Annotated in this window: 21 protein-coding genes and 1 pseudogene; all 22 read right to left on the bottom strand. The window is 44.4% G+C overall.

Annotated elements, in window-relative coordinates:
* Positions 1-1,070 (bottom strand): ArdC family protein (locus TQ39_RS16125; RefSeq protein ID WP_242853525.1); only part of this gene is annotated, 1,070 nt, incomplete at its 3' end.
* A gap of 55 nt (positions 1,071-1,125) precedes the next feature.
* Positions 1,126-1,818, bottom strand: a complete 693-nt coding sequence (locus tag TQ39_RS16130) for a hypothetical protein (protein ID WP_050006297.1) — start codon at positions 1,816-1,818, stop codon at positions 1,126-1,128.
* Positions 1,805-2,113 carry a hypothetical protein gene (locus TQ39_RS16135; RefSeq protein ID WP_050006298.1) on the bottom strand — a complete coding sequence of 103 codons (309 nt, stop codon included), beginning with the start codon at positions 2,111-2,113 and terminating at the stop codon, positions 1,805-1,807. Before TQ39_RS16135 ends, TQ39_RS16130 begins: the two co-directional genes overlap by 14 nt.
* 7 nt (positions 2,114-2,120) lie before the next feature.
* Positions 2,121-2,801: pseudogene (locus TQ39_RS16140) on the bottom strand (DNA topoisomerase); the annotation flags it as partial.
* 32 nt (positions 2,802-2,833) lie between these two features.
* The gene (locus TQ39_RS16145; protein WP_003864557.1) at positions 2,834-3,031 is read right to left on the bottom strand and encodes a hypothetical protein; all 198 of its coding nucleotides are present in this window, start codon (positions 3,029-3,031) and stop codon (positions 2,834-2,836) included.
* 248 nt (positions 3,032-3,279) lie between these two features.
* Positions 3,280-4,644, bottom strand: a complete 1,365-nt coding sequence (locus TQ39_RS16150) for a virulence-associated E family protein (protein ID WP_029677266.1) — start codon at positions 4,642-4,644, stop codon at positions 3,280-3,282.
* A complete protein-coding gene (locus tag TQ39_RS20505; protein ID WP_003864559.1) occupies positions 4,568-5,206 on the bottom strand; it encodes a CHC2 zinc finger domain-containing protein in 639 nt (212 codons plus the stop codon). The genes TQ39_RS16150 and TQ39_RS20505 overlap by 77 nt, the downstream gene beginning before the upstream one ends.
* A gap of 197 nt (positions 5,207-5,403) precedes the next feature.
* Positions 5,404-5,874: a hypothetical protein gene (locus TQ39_RS16160; RefSeq protein WP_008394496.1), complete on the bottom strand. Its 471-nt coding sequence runs from the start codon at positions 5,872-5,874 to the stop codon at positions 5,404-5,406.
* 273 nt (positions 5,875-6,147) lie between these two features.
* On the bottom strand, positions 6,148-6,297 hold the full coding sequence (locus TQ39_RS21735; RefSeq protein ID WP_242853526.1) for a hypothetical protein: 150 nt from the start codon (positions 6,295-6,297) through the stop codon (positions 6,148-6,150).
* Positions 6,298-6,347: 50 nt separating this feature from the next.
* A complete protein-coding gene (locus tag TQ39_RS21740) occupies positions 6,348-6,605 on the bottom strand; it encodes a DUF5104 domain-containing protein (RefSeq protein WP_242853527.1) in 258 nt (85 codons plus the stop codon).
* A gap of 160 nt (positions 6,606-6,765) precedes the next feature.
* Positions 6,766-7,230 carry a hypothetical protein gene (locus TQ39_RS16170; RefSeq protein ID WP_050006300.1) on the bottom strand — a complete coding sequence of 155 codons (465 nt, stop codon included), beginning with the start codon at positions 7,228-7,230 and terminating at the stop codon, positions 6,766-6,768.
* A 319-nt stretch (positions 7,231-7,549) separates the two neighbouring features.
* Complete coding sequence (locus TQ39_RS16180; protein ID WP_050006302.1) at positions 7,550-8,782, bottom strand: plasmid recombination protein; 1,233 nt, start codon at positions 8,780-8,782, stop codon at positions 7,550-7,552.
* Between the two features lie 387 nt (positions 8,783-9,169).
* Entirely contained in the window at positions 9,170-9,919 is a 750-nt protein-coding gene (locus tag TQ39_RS16185; RefSeq protein ID WP_050006303.1) for a hypothetical protein, read from the bottom strand.
* A 216-nt stretch (positions 9,920-10,135) separates the two neighbouring features.
* On the bottom strand, positions 10,136-10,426 hold the full coding sequence (locus TQ39_RS16190; RefSeq protein WP_007488503.1) for a hypothetical protein: 291 nt from the start codon (positions 10,424-10,426) through the stop codon (positions 10,136-10,138).
* Entirely contained in the window at positions 10,404-10,652 is a 249-nt protein-coding gene (locus TQ39_RS16195; RefSeq protein ID WP_007488504.1) for a hypothetical protein, read from the bottom strand. Before TQ39_RS16195 ends, TQ39_RS16190 begins: the two co-directional genes overlap by 23 nt.
* Positions 10,653-10,761: 109 nt before the next feature.
* Positions 10,762-11,145, bottom strand: coding sequence for a TnpV protein (locus TQ39_RS16200; RefSeq protein ID WP_007488505.1), 384 nt, complete (start codon positions 11,143-11,145; stop codon positions 10,762-10,764).
* Entirely contained in the window at positions 11,142-13,064 is a 1,923-nt protein-coding gene (locus TQ39_RS16205; protein ID WP_050006304.1) for a recombinase family protein, read from the bottom strand. The genes TQ39_RS16200 and TQ39_RS16205 overlap by 4 nt, the downstream gene beginning before the upstream one ends.
* On the bottom strand, positions 13,061-14,536 hold the full coding sequence (locus TQ39_RS16210) for a DNA topoisomerase (protein WP_050006305.1): 1,476 nt from the start codon (positions 14,534-14,536) through the stop codon (positions 13,061-13,063). Before TQ39_RS16210 ends, TQ39_RS16205 begins: the two co-directional genes overlap by 4 nt.
* Positions 14,537-14,538: 2 nt before the next feature.
* The gene (locus TQ39_RS21005; protein ID WP_050006306.1) at positions 14,539-14,718 is read right to left on the bottom strand and encodes a hypothetical protein; all 180 of its coding nucleotides are present in this window, start codon (positions 14,716-14,718) and stop codon (positions 14,539-14,541) included.
* Between the two features lie 3 nt (positions 14,719-14,721).
* Positions 14,722-15,465: a DUF4366 domain-containing protein gene (locus tag TQ39_RS16220; protein WP_050006307.1), complete on the bottom strand. Its 744-nt coding sequence runs from the start codon at positions 15,463-15,465 to the stop codon at positions 14,722-14,724.
* Positions 15,458-15,739 carry a DUF4315 family protein gene (locus TQ39_RS16225; protein WP_050006308.1) on the bottom strand — a complete coding sequence of 94 codons (282 nt, stop codon included), beginning with the start codon at positions 15,737-15,739 and terminating at the stop codon, positions 15,458-15,460. Before TQ39_RS16225 ends, TQ39_RS16220 begins: the two co-directional genes overlap by 8 nt.
* Before the next feature lie 20 nt (positions 15,740-15,759).
* A complete protein-coding gene (locus TQ39_RS16230; RefSeq protein WP_050006309.1) occupies positions 15,760-17,979 on the bottom strand; it encodes a CD1108 family mobile element protein in 2,220 nt (739 codons plus the stop codon).
* Between the last annotated feature and the right edge of the window lie 22 nt (positions 17,980-18,001).

Genomic DNA, 18,001 nt, shown 5'->3' on the forward strand with positions numbered 1-18,001 from the left:
CAGGCCGGATCCCGACTCAGCAGCTGTTCTTTGATTTCCGTGATGTGCTGCTCCATTTCAGCTTCACCACCGACACGATCCCGGTATTCATACGGGTCAGCCAGCTCTGCAAACCGATCAAGGTCAACTGCAAGCTGCTCCGCCCTGTTTTCTCTGACTGCTTCCTTCTCCACCACGATTTCCTGCACATGGCTGTCAATCTCTGTGATCATTTCATGAGCGGCCTGCCGGATGGTGCCAAGTGAGGCTTTCAGCTCTGGTGTTTCTTTTCCTGCCGACCAACCGGCAATATAGGAAAAGCTATAATCCGAAGTGTCAATCCCGTAATGCTGGCAGATGGTATAGGCCACGCTTTCAGCCTCTACCTCCTTTGCGTTCCGGGAGAGCTTCGGATCGCCCTCTTTCTGGTTCTCCATTGCATGGAGCTTTTGATGTGCCATCTCATGAATGGCTGTTTTGATGGTCTGCACTTGACTCATATCTGACTGGATGGCAATGCGGTGTTCCAGCTGATGATAATAGCCTTTCGCTCCGCTTGCGATCTCTTCAAAGTCCATCGGCACCGGGCAGGTGCGTTTCAAGGCCTCAAAGAAGTTGTCGTATTCCGCCACAGTGCCTGTCAGCTCGTCCACTCCAATGGAAGGAATCTCCCGGCCTTCGGTCTGACTTACATCAAACACATTGGTGATCCGGAAGGAGAGATGGGTCACTTCCTTGCGCTCTTTAATGGGATTTCCCTGTGCATCCAAAACCGGCCTGTTGGTGTTTGGATCAATCTTATCCATCTCCACCTGTCTCTTGTAGGGAGCCGGTGCAAGGATTTTGATTGCCTTCTCGCCCTTTTGAACCTGACGGCCAAATTCTTTCTGCCACGTGGTATATCCAGCCACCAGTGTGGCATCCGGGCGCTGCTGGGCAATCAAAAGGGTATTATTCAGAGAGTAATTGTGGAACTTAGACATAGTACGCAGATATTCCATATACCGTTCACTCTCGAACAACTCCTGAATGCCCTGTTCAAGCTGATCTGTGATTTCCTTGATCTTATCCTGCTTTACATTTTGCGGCATGTCTGCCTCCTTTCCGAAAAGAAGCGCCCTCCATTTTCAGGAGAGCGCCGTTTTCTTAGATTTCCATTGCTTTTGCCTTTACCGCCTGCTTGGGTGCCTTGTGAGCCTTAACTTCGGCCTGTTTCTGGTGCAGATGCTCCAATACTGACTTCTTTTCCAGACTGCCAAGGAGTTTATTCAAGTCCCCCTTGGGCAGCCGTTCATGGAGCCTTGCTTCCTTCTGCATAATCAGAGAAAGGGCTTCCGGATCCTTTGGCAGGTCAGTCACCTTGAATACCTGTGCAAAGTCAAAATCCACACGTCCGTGGGCATAATCCTCAAAAGGAACCTTTACCGCCGAACCATCCTTAAATGTGACTTCGCAAAATTCAGCAGGAATCGCAGCATCCTTGACGTGAAGGCTGTGTTCCCGGTAGTCCAGCTCATACAAATTGCCCATGAGCTTTCCGTCTTCAATACCGGTGAGCTTCACTGCAAATGCTTTGATGGGATCACGGGTCTGTTCCTCATAGAAGCGCCATGTATTGAACCCTCTGGTATCTTTCAGGAAGATGTTCTGCTCCGGGAAGCAGTAAGTACCGGAAGGACGGGACATCCAAACCAGCCGTTTATCTTCGGGAGAAGTGCTTTTGGCTGCCGCCTGCAGAACCTCCTTATCGATCTCAAAATCCGACTGGTAATGCACCGTATGACTCTTCATCACGGCTTCCAGCGCCTTGATGACATCCACATGCTCATACTTTTTCATCTACTTCACCATCCTTTCTGCTGGGCGGGCGGCGGTTGGCAGCCAACGCCCGTTCCCGGTCTTTCTTTCTGCGCTCTTCACTGTAGGGAGTGCGGATGGAAATTAACTTCTTTTCCACCATATACGTTTCACCACCTTCCCGGTTCCTCTTCACGAACTGGCACTGATCCGGATAGGACTTTGCAAGTTCGGCCAGACGCTTTTTCCAGCGGACATTATGGGTATACACATCCGCCTTTGTATCTCCTTCATTGAAGAGGATTATGGATTCCTGTTCATAGCTTGACAGTCTCATTGGCACCTCACTTTCTCGGAAATTCCAGTTTATAATTCACATACTGGCCGGTATCGTCCAGCACGAGAGTAGCATCAAAGGTCTTGCCGGTACGCTGGGAATAAAGACCTGTCACCGCAACCTTACCGTCTTTCAGCAGGGAGACGGCCATCTTCTTAGTGAGCTTTTTCTTCATGCCGGTCAGAAACTTGCTGTCTTTCCAGAGCGCAAATTTGCACTCCCGATTGGAGCAATAGTAATTTTTCTGGCCTTCATAAACAGGCTTGCCGCAGCGTGGACAAATGCCGATCTGCTCCTTCTCCGGTCTGGAACCGGCAAACCGGTTCTTTTCATCCTCTGAGATGAAATGATAGGTCTTTACCAGCTCCGTAATCATGGAGACGATCCCTGCCATGAAGTCATCCGCAGAGGCCTGCCCACGCTCGATCTGCATCAGCGTATTCTCCCAGTCTGCTGTGAGTTTTGGTGACTTCACCACGTCCGGCATAACTACTGCCAGATTGATCCCATCCTTTGTGGGAAGGAGCTGCTTGCCTTTGCGCTCCACAAAACCGCTTCCAACCAGCTTTTCCAGAATGGCTGCACGGGTAGCCGGAGTACCGAGACCTTTCTTTTCCGTGTCCTCGTCAAATTCCTGATTTCCGGCGGTCTCCATAGCGGAAAGAAGTGTGTCTTCTGAAAGCTTTTGTCAAGGGGGTGCGTGGATATTTTTCATATTACTTACGCAGATTCTCTCTCTGCTTCTGCCTGAATAATGCGTTTCAACCTGTCCTCCGCAGTCAAACCGCTACTATGGTCAAAAAACACTTTGACTTTATAATTTGTTTTGCCTTGCTTAATCACAAAAACTCCATCCGGTTTGTTTTTCTCCGAATGGTTATTTTGGGTGGGTAGTGTACTGTTCACAATATTTGTCATACGATATTCCTCCTTAAATGAAAAAAGCCCGACAAGGAAAGGTCTGACAACGAAGTTCCGACAACGGACATCAGAAAACCTTTTTTCTTTATCGGGCGATACTATCTTTTTACTATTTCCTTTTTCTTTATAATATTGGTTGTCATGGTTGTCAGAGAGGGAAAAGTGCCGCAATATCAAGGCTTTCGGGATTTTTACCCGACAACCAGACCGACAACCGGCTCGACAACCGAAGCGACAACTGGCTTTTATTTTTGCTTCAACCATTCTTCCGGAAGCCCTAACTGTTCCATTTCCTCTGTCGGGATTTCTTGAAAACCATCCATGCTGTTGTCAGGCTCGTTGTCGTTCCTGATACGCTCCCAGCCTTTTTGTCTGCGGTAAGGCTCTGGAAAATACCTCGGATTGCTGAACGCCCTCCAGCCTGTGACAGCGTTATTCATAATGTCATTGATCTCTCGCAGTTCCCATTGTTTCGGTTCGTCATAATCATGCCCCAGTGCTTCTTTGTAAAGCTGTTTGGAGCAGACTATGCTGCCGGAATAGCGTTCCAGATAATCTAAAATCTGTCCTGCCTTTGTGTCCTCCGGCATAAAGTCCTTTTGGTGGGCTTTCAGATAAGCGTTCATAGCCGGACTGAATCTCAGACGGAAATTGCCGCTTCTGTAAATCTCCATAGCTTCTGCCCACATCTGATTGATATACTCTCTGGAAGCCTGTTCATCCGCCAAAATATGAACCTCAGCCCTTTCAGGATAGACCATAACCGGAACGAAGCGGCGGTTGCCTGTTCGGTCAAGGGGAAGAAAGTCAAGGGTATTAGAAGAACCTCCAAACACACATTGTCGTTTTCTGTCTGCCGGATGTGTTTCATAGGGTATCTTATAGGTTTCCTTTTGTCGGCTCAGAAAGGACTTGATTTCTTCAATGCTCTTAGCGTTGGCAGTTGCAATCATTTCCGACATTTCAATAATCCAATGCCCCTGCATTTTGCGGTACACATTTTCATCATCCAGCTTTTTCAAATCATCAGAGAACCAGTCATCATTGACCGCAAGCAAACGGAAGAAAGAGGACTTTCCGGCTCCCTGACCGCCTACAAGACAGAGCATTACCTCAAATTTACACCCCGGCTTAAAGGCTCGTGAGATAGCACCCAACAGAAACAACTTCAATGCTTCATAGGTGTAATCATCTGTATCAGAACCGAGAAAGCGGTGCAGACAGAAGCGTATGCGTTCCGTTCCGTCCCATTGCAAGGCATTGAGAAAATCACAGACAGGGTGGTAACGGTTTTCATTGGCAATAACCGCAACTGCGTCTATGATTTTCTTCTCTACGGTCAATCCATAGTTTTCTTCAAAATATAGGAGCAGATATTTCACATCCACATCCGTCAATGTCGGGCTGTCACGATACCAACCGAGGGGCTTCACAATGTCGATTCTTTCGGTCAGAAGATTTTTTCGGATAGCCCCTTTCAAAAGCGGGTCATATTGCAGAACACGCTTATAATTTGCGGCAGTATTATAAACCTTACCTTTCTCGCTCTGCTCTAAGCTGTTTCGGATTTCTTCTACTGTGCATGGTTCTGTCTGCTGACAGTTCTGCAATTCGCTGTTCAAGTTTTAACACCTCCTTTCTCTGTTCTGCCACAAGTGCTTTTCGTTCCTCCAATGAACCATACAGAAGAATATCAAGCAGATATTCGATATAGTTCTTCTTATGCAGTGCTTCTGCAAACAGGGGATTCCATTCCTCATCCGGCTGTTTAGGAGCGTATTTCTTTTCCCATTCTCTAAGAAGATGAAAATAATCCGTCAGCACCTTGTAGCAATGATTTTCTCCTTTTTGATACTTCTGTTCCGGTGTCGGCTCACGAATACGAGGGCGGACACTGGGCTTTTGTCGGCTGTCATAGTTAAGACCAAAATCTTCAGCAAGTTTGACAGCAGCTTCCCTCAGCCCGATACCGAATAGCTTCGCTGTGAGATCAACAGCGTCTCCGGTTGCTCCGCAGCCAAAACAGTAATAGCGTTCATCCAGCTTCATACTGGGGGACTTATCTGAGTGAAACGGACAGCACGCCATACCTGTGCGACCCACTTTCAAGCCATAGGCTTCTGCGGCTTGTCGGGCAGTAACATTTTCTTTTACAACTTCAAATACATTCATGTGACTCCTTTCCTGAAACGAAAAAAGCACCTGTCATTTTCAAAACGAAAACAGCAAGTGCCTTAGAGTTCCATATTTAATTTTAGGTGCAAAAAAGCAGGAGACCTTTTCAGATTTCCTGCTTAGCAAAGCTGTGAAGATTTAATTGTGGTTGGGTTGCCAGTTATACAAACTGGAAATTTTCTTTTTAGAATGAATTATTTAATTTCTACAATAGCACCATATTTCGTATGCGGAAGATATTGTACCTTTAAATAAGTATTTTTATCAATATACCTTGAAAATACTGTGATTTCGATTTCATCATCTTTAACTTTATCATATAGAAAAACACTTCTTCTTTCAGAAGATATATCTGCACCACCATGAGATTGTTCAGTTACATATCCTTCTGCATAACTATACTGTTTGTTTATGATGTAAGGCATATCTAAAACAAAATCTTTCAAATATAAGATTAAAAGAATAGCTACTATAACAAGAATGGTATTAGCCAATCGAAGAAATATTATATCATTTTTTCCAGTATATTCTTTTTTTATCGCTTCTTTATCAAAAAATATCGAATAGATAAGTTTTCTTTTTTTAATTAGATAGATAATGCAAGCAATTAACGCTATAACAAATAATGAAACTCTTATAAACAATCTAAATATAGCAAAATCCATAATATCATCCCCTTAAACTTCAAGTTTGTTGCTTACATTATACTTCATCAACCTAAAGAATGGAAGATTTTTTCTTACCTCTCAAAGCAAAAGCACCTATCATTTTCAAAGTGAAAACAGCAAGTGCTTTAGAGTTCCATATTCAATTTGGGGTGCAAAAAAGCAGGAGACCTTTTCGGATCTCCTGCTTAGTAAAGCTGTGAAGATTTAATTGTAGTCAGTTTTTCTTATACCATCCGAAATTTATACTTTAATGTTCTCTCATAACAAAAATCAATTTTGTCCTCCAACAAAAATACCGTTTGGGGGATTATCCCATATAAAATTATCCTCAGCCACTTCGCTCTCCAATGCAATTTCAATTTTATACAAACCTACTGCCTTACTATCACTATCATTTTGACTATACATATAGAAATTCATGTGATACTTTTCGCTTGATGTAGATATATTATACATTCCGTCAAGTTCAATTATTTTTTTCCGTGATCACTGTCACTTGAAGAGGCACAATCTCCTTCAAATGTTTGTATATCTCCTTTTAAATACTGAAACAATTCATTGATTTTCACATCAATATTTTTGATATTTTTTCTACTATTTTCTGAAAATAGTTCTTTCAGTTTCTGCGTATCCTGTTTTCTACATGCTTCTATTATTTGCTCCATCATTTTATCTGCTTCCTCTTGTTCTGATGTAAACCAATCAGACATATATTTCTCTCTATTCATACATCCTCCTATACTAAAAATTATAATACAACAACTAATTATCGTTATAACCTTTTTCATAAAAATCTCTCCTCTTACCAAGTATATATTACCACTTTATTTAGTGTATCAAACTCAAACATTACAAAAAACACCAAGAAAACTAAGTGTTTAAACCATTTCATCTTATCCGCTCCTTTACTATTCCATATTTTGAATGAGGGAGATACTCAACTACTAAGTGTTCTCCTTGATGAATACCTGTACTATATACTATTACAGATTTTTCCTGTCCAGTATCATCCTTTATTGATATACTTCGCTCTTCTAGCCTTTCCTCATCACTATAATTCCAAGACTCTACTATTCCTTCTGTAACTGTATACTCTTGCTTGACTAACGTCGGAATATCTAATATAGCAGGAATAACTATGCAATAAACCATAAATATCAAACCTATCCCAGAAATAATTTTAATAATTTTATTAATATTTTTTTCGTGATTTCGTATCCAATCTCTGGTGTCACCAGGTGCCTGCTCCCATTTTATAAGTCTAACCTTCTTCCATATCCAATATAGGTATATTATTAAAAAGATAACTATAACTGTAACTTTTCCATACAAGCAAAGTAAAATTATTTCCATGAGAATTCCTCCTTCTACATTATCGGACACTCTATCATTTCATTTAATTTTTCCTCTCTTAGTAACTCCGAAAGCTTTTGTAAATATTCTGTAACATAAGAGATTTCTGTTTTTTCTAATGGTTTCTCTTTATCTTTTAGCCTTGATTTAGTAATAGGAATTAATGTATTCGTAACAAAATCCGGAAATGCAGAAATAGCTTCTAACGCAAAAAATTTCTTACTATCATTATACTTCATCAACCTAAAGAATGGAAGATATTTTCCTGCTCCCTAAAGCAAAAGCACCTGTCATTTTCAAAACGAAAATAGCAAGTGCCTTAAAGTTCCATATCCTGTTTTTTGCTTTTCGCCGGAATTGTCCGGCTGACTTCACGCTCTGCCATTTCCTTCTTCTTGCGGCTCAACTGCTCTATAATGGAACTTTTGGCTTTCTTCTTGATTTGCTCCGTTCCGGCTTTTTTGACCTCCGGTTTCATCAGCGTAGTTTGGATTTTCTGAATAGTTGATTTCATAGCATTTGTGATTCTGGCAATCACGCCATCCAATCGTTTCACTGCATACTCAACTTCTTTCTTTGAAGCCTTACGCTCAGGGGAGAGAACCCACGCCTTAGACTGCTCCACCAGCTTAATATCCTCCTTGTGCGTTTCCAGTTTTACAGTATCAGCAACGACCTCAACCGCCTTGTCATAGGCAATATCGGCAACCTCGTCCACCAAAGCTTCCACATCTTCAATCTTCATCGTGAGTTCTTCCAACTTTTGCTCCTGTGCTGCCAGTTGCTCCTTTTGCTTGAAAAGAATATAGTCCTGTTTTTCCAGATATGCACGACCACCATATTCCGGTTCTTCTTCCAGTTGTAAGCCATGCTTTTTCGCCACATCAAACAGCAGCACTCGGCAAGCTGAATCGAAAGTCATCTTGCGGTTGTTTTTTCTTCCGACTGGCTTCTCCGGTTCCGGCAGTTCAAACCCCAATGCTTCCAAAGCCTTTTCCTGTTGTGGGGCAATCTCTCCATATTGATTTTCACAGTCGAACACATGACGCTCGTGAATATGAGGGGTGCTTTCATCCAAGTGCAGCGCCCAATTCAGGATATGGACATGAGAGCCGAAACGCTCATTTACGATTTCCATAAATTCTGTGACAATCTCAATGAGCAGTTCCGGTGGAACATGATTATCAAGTGTTCCAATCTGATAGACCGTTTCCTCTGGACAGGTCTTTTTGCTTTTGAGTAAATCACCGGTTTCCTTATTCCTTTCAGGGTGTCGGTTCTTCACATTTCTTTCGTTTTGTCCGGTTACAAAATCACGATACCGCTGACGATAAAAAAGCTGTTCCACATCTTCAAAAGTGGCAGACAGCTCATTTTCCTTATCGGGATTTTTGAAATTGCGGAAGCCATTGTAACAGTCCCAATAGAGATTTTGTTTGGCTCGTTCTTCGTCAATGTGTTCGCTGTTGGCAATGTCAAAACTGCGGTCATTGTGCTTCGGATTATAAACGCCATTCTTTCCAGCTCGTCCATTGTGCCTTGTTAATTTCACATGAGTTCCTCCTTTTCTTTTTGATTTCCCCGACAGGGGAGAAGGGCAGCGAAGCTGATTCCTTGCGGCTTTCTGCGTCAAGTAATACCCAGTACTAAGTGGCGAAACGCCACTTAACTGGGCAAGGCTGCCGCCCTTGACCTGCACAGGGGTATTGCATTCCCTGTACCCATGCACAAAGGGTTGCACCCTCTGTACTCCCGCCCGAACAAACTGACTTCGCCCCGTCCCAAGCTCTGTCAGTTCCTTCGGTTTTACAAAACAGTCCACCGGACTATTTTGCAAAAAGAAAAACCGACGCATGATCGCTTTACGCTCAATACATCGGTTTCTTCATCTGACCTTAACGGTCATATTCAGTTGTGGCAGATTAGACAATTTGAAAAATTACTCTGGCATATCTACTGAATAACTTAGATTGTTTCCTCTCTTGTCGCTCTTTAAATCATCATAATACCATAGATACATCGTTCTGTCATATACATTGATTTCAATAACACCATCTGGCTTTTGACCTTCTACTTCTAATGAGTAAATTTCCTTATCATGTGCATAGCCAAAAACAAATCTGGTATCTGGATAATTTGGATTCAAGTCCTGTTGAAAATCACTTAATTTTAAAGATGAATGAATTAGTTCTGTAATATCAGATATAAGAATGCTATCCGCTTTAGTTGTAACCGGTGTAGCATTCATAAACGCATATTGTACAGTTGCTTCCTCCACCTGTTTTTTGCAGCGTGCCATCACAAAACCTTGAACGGGATCATTATCGCTTCCTGCCCGATAGAAAATCGTATCATACTGTTTGCCATTCCATATATGCAATATTTCATCAACATGATTAAGAAAATCTTCTGGAACAGAAAATTCTTCATTTTCAGTATTCAAAGGAGAATTCAAAATAGCTTCTTCGACAGAACTATAATATATGAGTTCAGAATCCTTTTTATCGTAATCGCTCAAATTGAATTCGACATATGCATTGTCTTTATTGTCATCTTCCGGAACATAAGTATAGCGACCATTTTCAATATGGTCATCATAATCAACAAACAGTCCAATACATATCAGTGCTGCAAAAATCAAAAAGACTATTCCTATAATGATTAGCAATATTTTCAAAAATTTTTTCATACAAAAGTCCACCTTCTTGCTTCATTTCAGTAAATTATATCATACCGATATGAACAATTCAATTTACACTCTATCAAGTAGTTTTTTTACTTACCTGTAACGCACATTTCTGCAAAATCCATAGTCCCCGATACTTTCCTCACAGGCGATAGGCAACGGTCAAAACATCAGGTCTGCACCTGACATTTTAACCGCATATCAGCCCTGATTATCACATTATCCCTGCTGGCTGTTCAGCCCATGCTTTTTCGCATATTCGCTGGCTTTCTGTCTGCGTTCCTCACTGTAAGGCGGCAAGAAACGGATAGACAGACGGGACTTTGCCAGCTCATAAGAAACACCGCCTTGAACATTGGATTTTTCCAGTCGGCAAAGGTCAGGGTACTTCTTAGCAAAAGCAGCCAACCTCTTTTTCAATCCGGCGTTGTGGGTGTAGATATTTGCCTTGTCCTCGCCCTCATTAAAGAGAACGATTGTTTCTTTCTCAATCTTCGTCAGTCTCGCCATAGCAGCCCTCCCTATGGTTTTTCAACACACGCAGCTTGCAGTAAAAGCAGCGATACCACCTTTCAACACCCTCAGCACTCAGCTTGACGGAAAGCATATAAAACAGCTTCTTCGCCACTGGATCGGGTGCAAGGGCAGCCACCATACGCAAACGCTCAACAGTTGCTTTCAGGTTCGGACAGCCAAAGGCATAAAGGGCTTCCATTTCATTCCGGTTCATCTTCATTGTGTTTTCCTCCTTAAAGTTTGATAAATGAAAAGCGACAGACACTTCATAAGGAAATACCTGTCGCTTCGTTTACGATATAAATTTGTTGGTTTTGGACTTGATAAAATCAGCAGTAAATCATTTCCTGTCTGATGATTTCTTCGGCTCGGTTACGGATAGAGTTCATGGACTGTACCCACAATATCTGATTGTCTGCTTTCATGGTTTCGGTCACACCCTCGGCTTGTTTCATCTGCTCAATGATAAGGCTGCACCTTTCCGTTGCCTGTTCGTTCAGGTCAGCAAGGTAAGTATGCAGTTCGCCGGATAAACAGAGGGCAGAGAACCTTGCAGGGTGGTACTGCTCTAAATATGTCCTGTGCAGTCTGCCCCACATACCGATAGGGCGGTGTTCCTCCGGCAGCTTCAAGTCCGGCACATAGTAATCGCCCACAAGAACATAGTCCAGACCGTTGCTTTCGTCATGGATTCGTGGTTTCAATTCTGTCATGCTATTTTTTCTCCTTTCACTTTTTGCCGATTTGATTTGCTTGTGGCGTTCTGTTCAGCACACAGCTTGCTATCAGAATTATTTTCTTCTGCTATACGCTCATGCTCCGCAAATTTTTTTGATTTCTCACGAATCTTTTTCATATACTTACGATTGGATTCTCGTTTTCTGCGAAGTCGATCTGCTTCTTTTTCAGCAGCAATCCTTTCTTCCTCTGTTGGTTCATGCTGCTCCACAGGTACTTGAAATTGCCCGACATAGTTAAGATATATCTCCACCTCTGTGGTGCGGTCTGCACCTTTTCCCTGTGGCTCGTGAACCAGTATTTTATCTATAAATTCATTTATCATGGCAGGAGTAAGCTCTGTAATGTTCTCATACTTTTTAACCAGCTTTAGAAAACGCTCCACATTATTTTGACCGCCTATAATTCGTTGCATATCAGCGGTGTCAGTCTCAATAATCTTGTTTAGCTCGTTCTGCTCATTTTCATAATCAGTAAGCATACTCTGAAAAAGCCTGTCCGGCAATCTTCCAATTACGTTATCTTCATAGATTTTCCTGATAAGCATATCCAGTTCGTGAACTCGCTTCTGATTTCTTTCAATGCGTTTTTTTACAGTTTCAGAAACAGCAATATCTTTCATCGCCGATTCTTCTTGCAGAGAATAGACAAACTCCTGCTCATTCAAAGAAACATAATGGCAAGTCTCTTGTATGGTTTTCAGAATGATGCTTTTAAGTGCTTTTGTTGAAATATGGTGGCAAGTACAATGCCGGTCATACTTCTGATAAGCAAGATTATAAGTGGAACATTCATAACAATCTGCCGGATTTGAATGGCTTATCCGCTTTTCGCCTTTGGTAGTATAGTATATTCTTTCACGCCCTTTTCGTTGCCTGTGATTATACATCGGCGCACCACAGTCAGCACAGTAAATCTTTCCGGTTAGAACATTAGGCTCACCCATAGGGTCTGCTTTTCTTACATTCTGTCTTAACTTTTGAGCAAGCATCCATGTTTCTTCATCGACAATAGGCTCTTGTGTATCATCAAAAACCACCCAATCTTCCTTATCTGCCCTTTTCGTCTTTTTGTCCTTATAGGAATTTTTGAATGTCCTGAAGTTGACAGTCTTTCCGATATACTCTGGTCGGGCAATCAGAGTAGTAACCTGATTTCCTCGCCACATATACGGATTTTCTTTGTCATAGTTGCTTGCATGATTTCCAAGTCCCTTTTTGCCAAGATAATAAGATGGTCTTTCAATTTTTTCTTCTGAAAGTTCTCTTGCTATCTGATAAGGTCCTTTTCCCTCAATAGTCATGCGATAAATTCTGCGGACTACTTCAGCAGCTTCTTCATCAATAATCCAATGGTCGGGGTTTTCGGGGTCTTTCAAATAGCCGTATGGTGGGATATTACTTGTATGAGCGTTGCCGGAAGAACCTCTGGATTTCAGTACAGCTTTAATTTTCTTACTTGTGTCCCTGACAAACCACTCATTCATGATATTCAGAAAAGGGGCAAACTCACTGGTTTCTTGACGGTCACTGTCAATACCATTATTGATTGCTATAAATCGAACTTCCTTTTCTCTAAACAGAATGTCAGTGAAAAAACCTACTTGCAAATGGTCTCTGCCGATTCTGGACATATCTTTGCAGATACAGGCAGTGATTTCTCCGTTTTTAACACCTTCAACAAGTCTGTTCCATGAAGGTCTGTCAAAGGTCGCTCCACTCCAACCATCATCGGTAAAATGAACAAGATTCGTAAAACCATGTTTCATAGCATAATCTTCAAGCATTTGCTTTTGATGAACTATACTGTTACTCTCTCCAGCATTATCATCATCACGAGACAGTCTTTCATACAAAGCAGTAATGCCATTGCTTTTATCTTTTTTTCTTCTCATGCTGAACTCCTTTCTTCAATTCCTATCCACTCCTTACGCTCACAAAATATCACATCTGTGTATGCTTTGGGTGGGGAGGTGAAATGCTCGCTGAGCTTGGCGGAAACAGAAGAAAACGCCTGTCCTTCCGTCACAGCAGGAAGAACCGGCGCAGCGTCTTCTTTTCCATTTTTCTCTTTGAGCGTAGCCTTAAAAGCAGACTCAATCGCTTTCCACCCTTCGCTCAGCACAGTCTTACCGTTGGCTGAAAAACTCTCTCCGGCACATTCCACCGTAATAGCCGTTTCTGAATAAACCTGTTTCAGAGCCGTAGCGCACAGAAGCCGCATGGATGCCAGCATCAAGATGTCACGCTCTCCAGCAGGCAATCCCTGCAACTCCTGTTTGCTGATCTCTGCTGTAGGGATGATAGCGTGATGATCAGAAACTTTGCTGTTGTTGATGACACGAGAAATATCAGGCTCATAGTCCAGTCCAGTTGCAAATGATACCTTCTCATTCACCAACTGAATCAAATTTGCCGCTGTCTCTGCCATATCTTCCGTCAGAAACTGGCTGTCCGTGCGTGGATACGTAACCAGCTTTTTCTCATACAGGCTCTGGGTATAATCCAGTGTCTTCTGTGCTGTATAGCCGTAATAGCGGTTGGCCTCTCTCTGTAGAGTGGTCAAATCGTAGAGTTTCGGAGGACTGACACTCTTTTCAGCCTGCTTAACCGACACGGCGGTTGCGGTCTGTCCCTGACAAGAATTCCGGATCCGTTCTGCCTCTTTCTGGTCAAAAATCTTATCCTTGGTCACATCCAGACCATCACAATCCAGATGAACATTGAAGTATTTCTGCTTCTGGAACCCGTCAATCTGAGCGCTCCGCTCCACTAACATAGCAAGCGTAGGTGTCTGTACCCGGCCAACCGTCAGTTTCTGATTATACAGTGTTGTAAATAACCGGGTGCCATTCATGCCGACCAGCCAATCCGCCCAAGACCGGCACAGCGCCGACTGATAGAGAGCATCATACTGGCTGCCGTCTTTCAGGTTGGCAAAGCCGTCCCGGATAGCCGCATCCTCCATTGAACTGATCCAAAGACGCTTGAAGGGCTTCTTACACCCGGCTTTATGATAGACCAGCCGAAAGATCAGCTCGCCCTCACGTCCAGCATCGGTTGCTTCAATCAGCTCGTCCACATCGTCACGGAACATCAGCTGTTTCAGAATCTCAAACTGCTTTTTCTTATCACCCGCCACTTCATACTTCCAGTCTTCCGGAACAATGGGCAGATCATCATAGCTCCATTTCTTATAGCGTTCATCATAGGCATCCGGCTGAACAAGGCCGACCAAATGGCCGACACACCAACTCACCAGATACCCGCTGCCTTCCATGTAGCCGTCCTGCCGTTTATAGGCACCGATCACCTTAGCAATGGACTGGGCAACACTGGGCTTTTCTGCGATCACAAGTTTTGGCAAAGTTATTCCTCCTTCTTTTTCATGAGCTTTTTCAGGCAGTAACCGATACATGGTCTCGGCACCGCATAGGGACAGCCATAGCAGGGATGATCGGAGGGCAGGCTGTCTGTATACCTGCCCTCCGTTTTCTCCCGTCCCGGCTCCCGCATCATATATTCATAAGTGCTGCCGGTCAGGTTCAAGGATTACTCACCGTCCTTCGGTTCGGCCTCATCCTCTTCAAATTCCGGTTCAGTATCCTCTGTGGCCGCAGCTTCGTCTTCGTTTACGTAGTCTTCATCATCGTAGAATTCCATGTCATCCTCCACGGAATTGCCCTCCTTCTTAGGCTTCACGATTTTGATATAGTAGAACGCACCAATCACACCGCCGCCAATCACCAGCAGGATCACGTAAAGAATGGTGTTGCTGCCTTTCTCAGGTTCAGGCTCCACCTCAGCGTTCGGCTCTTCGGAAGGCTCCGGTTCTGCTGTACCGCTGCTATCTACCGGTTCCTCGTCTTTCAGACCAATATCCGTACTGGTGGAAGTTCCCGTACCGGTGCTTTCCGTACCATCCGCCTCAGCAATCGCTTTCAGCAGGTCTTCCTCGTCAATCAAATTCAGCATGTACACATTCTCAGAAGTGCTGGCCTGATCAATGACCAGATAGAAATAGTTACCGTTGCTGGTCTGGAAGGTATAAAAGAGTTTGCCATCTTCCTCCGTTACTTCATCCACCAGCGTGGCGTTTCCATCCGGCGTAAGAGGTGTCTGTTCCTCAACCGTGACCGGTTCCTCAGCAGTCTCCGTTTCCGTAAAAATGGGATCCGTGATTGGCTCCTGCGTGGGATCCGTGCCATCCGCAAATGCAGTCACGCTCATGCTCATACACAGCGCTCCGGCCACCGCCAAGCTGCCCAGAACCTTTCTCCATCTTTTCTTATTCATTCTCGTCTACCTCGCTTTCCTTGTCCTCAGCCTGATCCGGCTGGTTTACCTCAGAAACAAAAGAAGCGGGGATACCCCCGCCACTCTGCATCTTTTCAATCAGCGCCATGACATCCATATCTGGTTTTTTCATGGAACGGATTGCCTTCACGATCTCCAGATCCTCCAGCATTTTCTTTTCTGCCCGAAGGTCTTTCAAGGCTGCCTGCGTCTCCGCCAGTCTGGCCTCCATCTTCTGGATGCTTGCATCCACTTTCTTGATTTTCGGATTCATACAAATACCTCCATTTTTCATCAGTTTATACGGCCAAAGCACAGGAAGTGCTGCTGCCAGTAGTTGGTTTCAATGCTGGCATACTGGATGGGATTTCCACAATGAATCATCATATTGTTTCCCACATAAATGCCAACATGGCTGGCACCCGAAGTGTTATAAGTGCCTTGGAAAAAGATCAGATCTCCCGGTTTTGCATCACTGGGAGAAACGTAGGTGCAGCATCCCATCAGACCATTTGCCGTCTGTCTGCCAACATTGCCAACAGAGTGATTGATTACCCAGCTGACAAAGCCGGAGCAGTCAAAAGATGTAGACGGGGAAGAACCGCCCCAGACGTAGGGATAACCCAAATACTTCTCCGCCTCCGTGATCATGGCTCTAAAATCAGCATCCTCCAACGCTTCCGGAGGAATTTCATAGCTGATGCCACCACCAGCCACATTACCGGCCACGATGTTCTCACCAAAAAGATAGGAACGATTGCCAAGGCTTGCCTGATAGGTCTGGTAATATCCTTTTTGTTCCTCCGTCATCAGCGGCTGCACCACTGAATCCAGCCCCTTATTGGTAAGCGTGATATTCAGGATGTAGTAATTGTACGGAACCTCCACCTCATAGGTGTAAGTTTCCGTTGATGTGGTGCCGTCTGGTTCATGTACGGTATGATGGCCTGTCCGTGTCTCCGTTCGATACCGGACTTCCACAGTCTCCGAAACGGACAGGGTATACTGGCTTTCAAACAGTGTCTGCAACTCACTTTGCACCTGCGCATAGGTGAAATTCCCATACTTTGCGGTCAGATATGAAACCAGAGCATAGGGATCATGGGTGATCTCGTCCACCGTATAGCGGTATTCATCATAGCCCGGATAGGTGCTTTCAATGTTATCCAGTTGATTTTGCAGCGCATTCTCCAGACTGGTGTACTGGTTGTCGGTACTGGTGATTTCATCATCAGAGCTGAGATACGTGGAGGAAACCACACCACCGCCACTTTCACCGATGATAGCTGTGCAAGATCCAAGGCCGCTGATCATCAGCACTAAGAGAAGCAGGATCGCAATGACCGCCACGATGACACTCTTATTCTTCCTGATGACAGAAATCACAACATCTTTGACTTTGGTTGTGCCAGAAGAAACTGCCTTACCCGCAGCGTCCACAGCAGCACCGTTCTTGGTTGACCGGTATGCAGCCTGATACTGTTTTTTGATTTTGTGTTTCTGATAAAGCTGCTTCCATCCCTTTTTGCGAAGCTCCGGCTGTTTCTCCGCAGCCTGCTCAAACAGGAGCCGGGTATTGGCTTTCTCTGCCTTCATCTCCAGCTTGGACACCTTCTGATAGGGCTTGGCCTTGTGCTTCTCCAGCTTGTGATTGACTGTCCGGACAGTGCCTTCCGCCGTAAGCTCCGCTTTATGGGCAGCTTCAACTGCGGAATTGTCCTGCTCTGCATCATGGATTTTTCCATGAATCACTGTCCCCGCAGCAGCAACGGCCTTGCCGCCAACTGCCTTTCCAGAGGAAGAGAGCTTGCTTCCGCCAAGCGGCTTCACTTCATCATCGAAAGAGAGCCTATGCTTGACCTTTCCAGTCTCTTCCTCAAACAGGCGCTGATGGCGCACTACCTTCCTTTTTGGCAGAGCATCCTGTGCCTGCTCCAATTTTTCATTGACCGCCTGAGATTTCTCTTCCAGCTTCTGCATCCGTCTGGACTTCATGGTTTTCGCTGAACCAGTCTTGGCTTCTTTGGCATTGCTTCCAGTTTTGGACGCTTCCCCGGCCTTCGTGCCTTCCACAGAATCCACTGGGATTTCAATGGCCGTACCCGAAACGTGACCACGACCAATCTGACTCTCTACTGCCGCCACGGCAAGGCCACCCTTACGGGTAGCCTCACCGGCAACAATTTCTCTGGAAGAAGGGATCGGTGTTGCATCTGTACTCTCCGCAATCGGTTCTTGGGTACTCTGCTGTTCCGCAGCTTTTCCCGGTTCCATCTTTTTCCCCGCTGAGTGCTTTTGATACAGCTTTGGATTTTTGCCCTCGCCAGTCACTGCCTCTCTGCGATCCGCAGAAAAGTCCAACTCGGTTTCCCGGTGTTGTTCCAAATCTGCATCCAGCAGCCGGTCACTGATTCGGCTTTCTGTTCCCTTGGTCAGATTTTCCTCCACGAGACCGTCACGAGTCATCCGCTGCACCTTTTTATCACGGGAATGCAATTCAAAATTGTCACTCAATCGTCCTCACCTCCCATCTGAG

Source organism: Ruthenibacterium lactatiformans, assembly GCF_000949455.1.
Lineage (GTDB): Bacteria > Bacillota > Clostridia > Oscillospirales > Ruminococcaceae > Ruthenibacterium > Ruthenibacterium lactatiformans.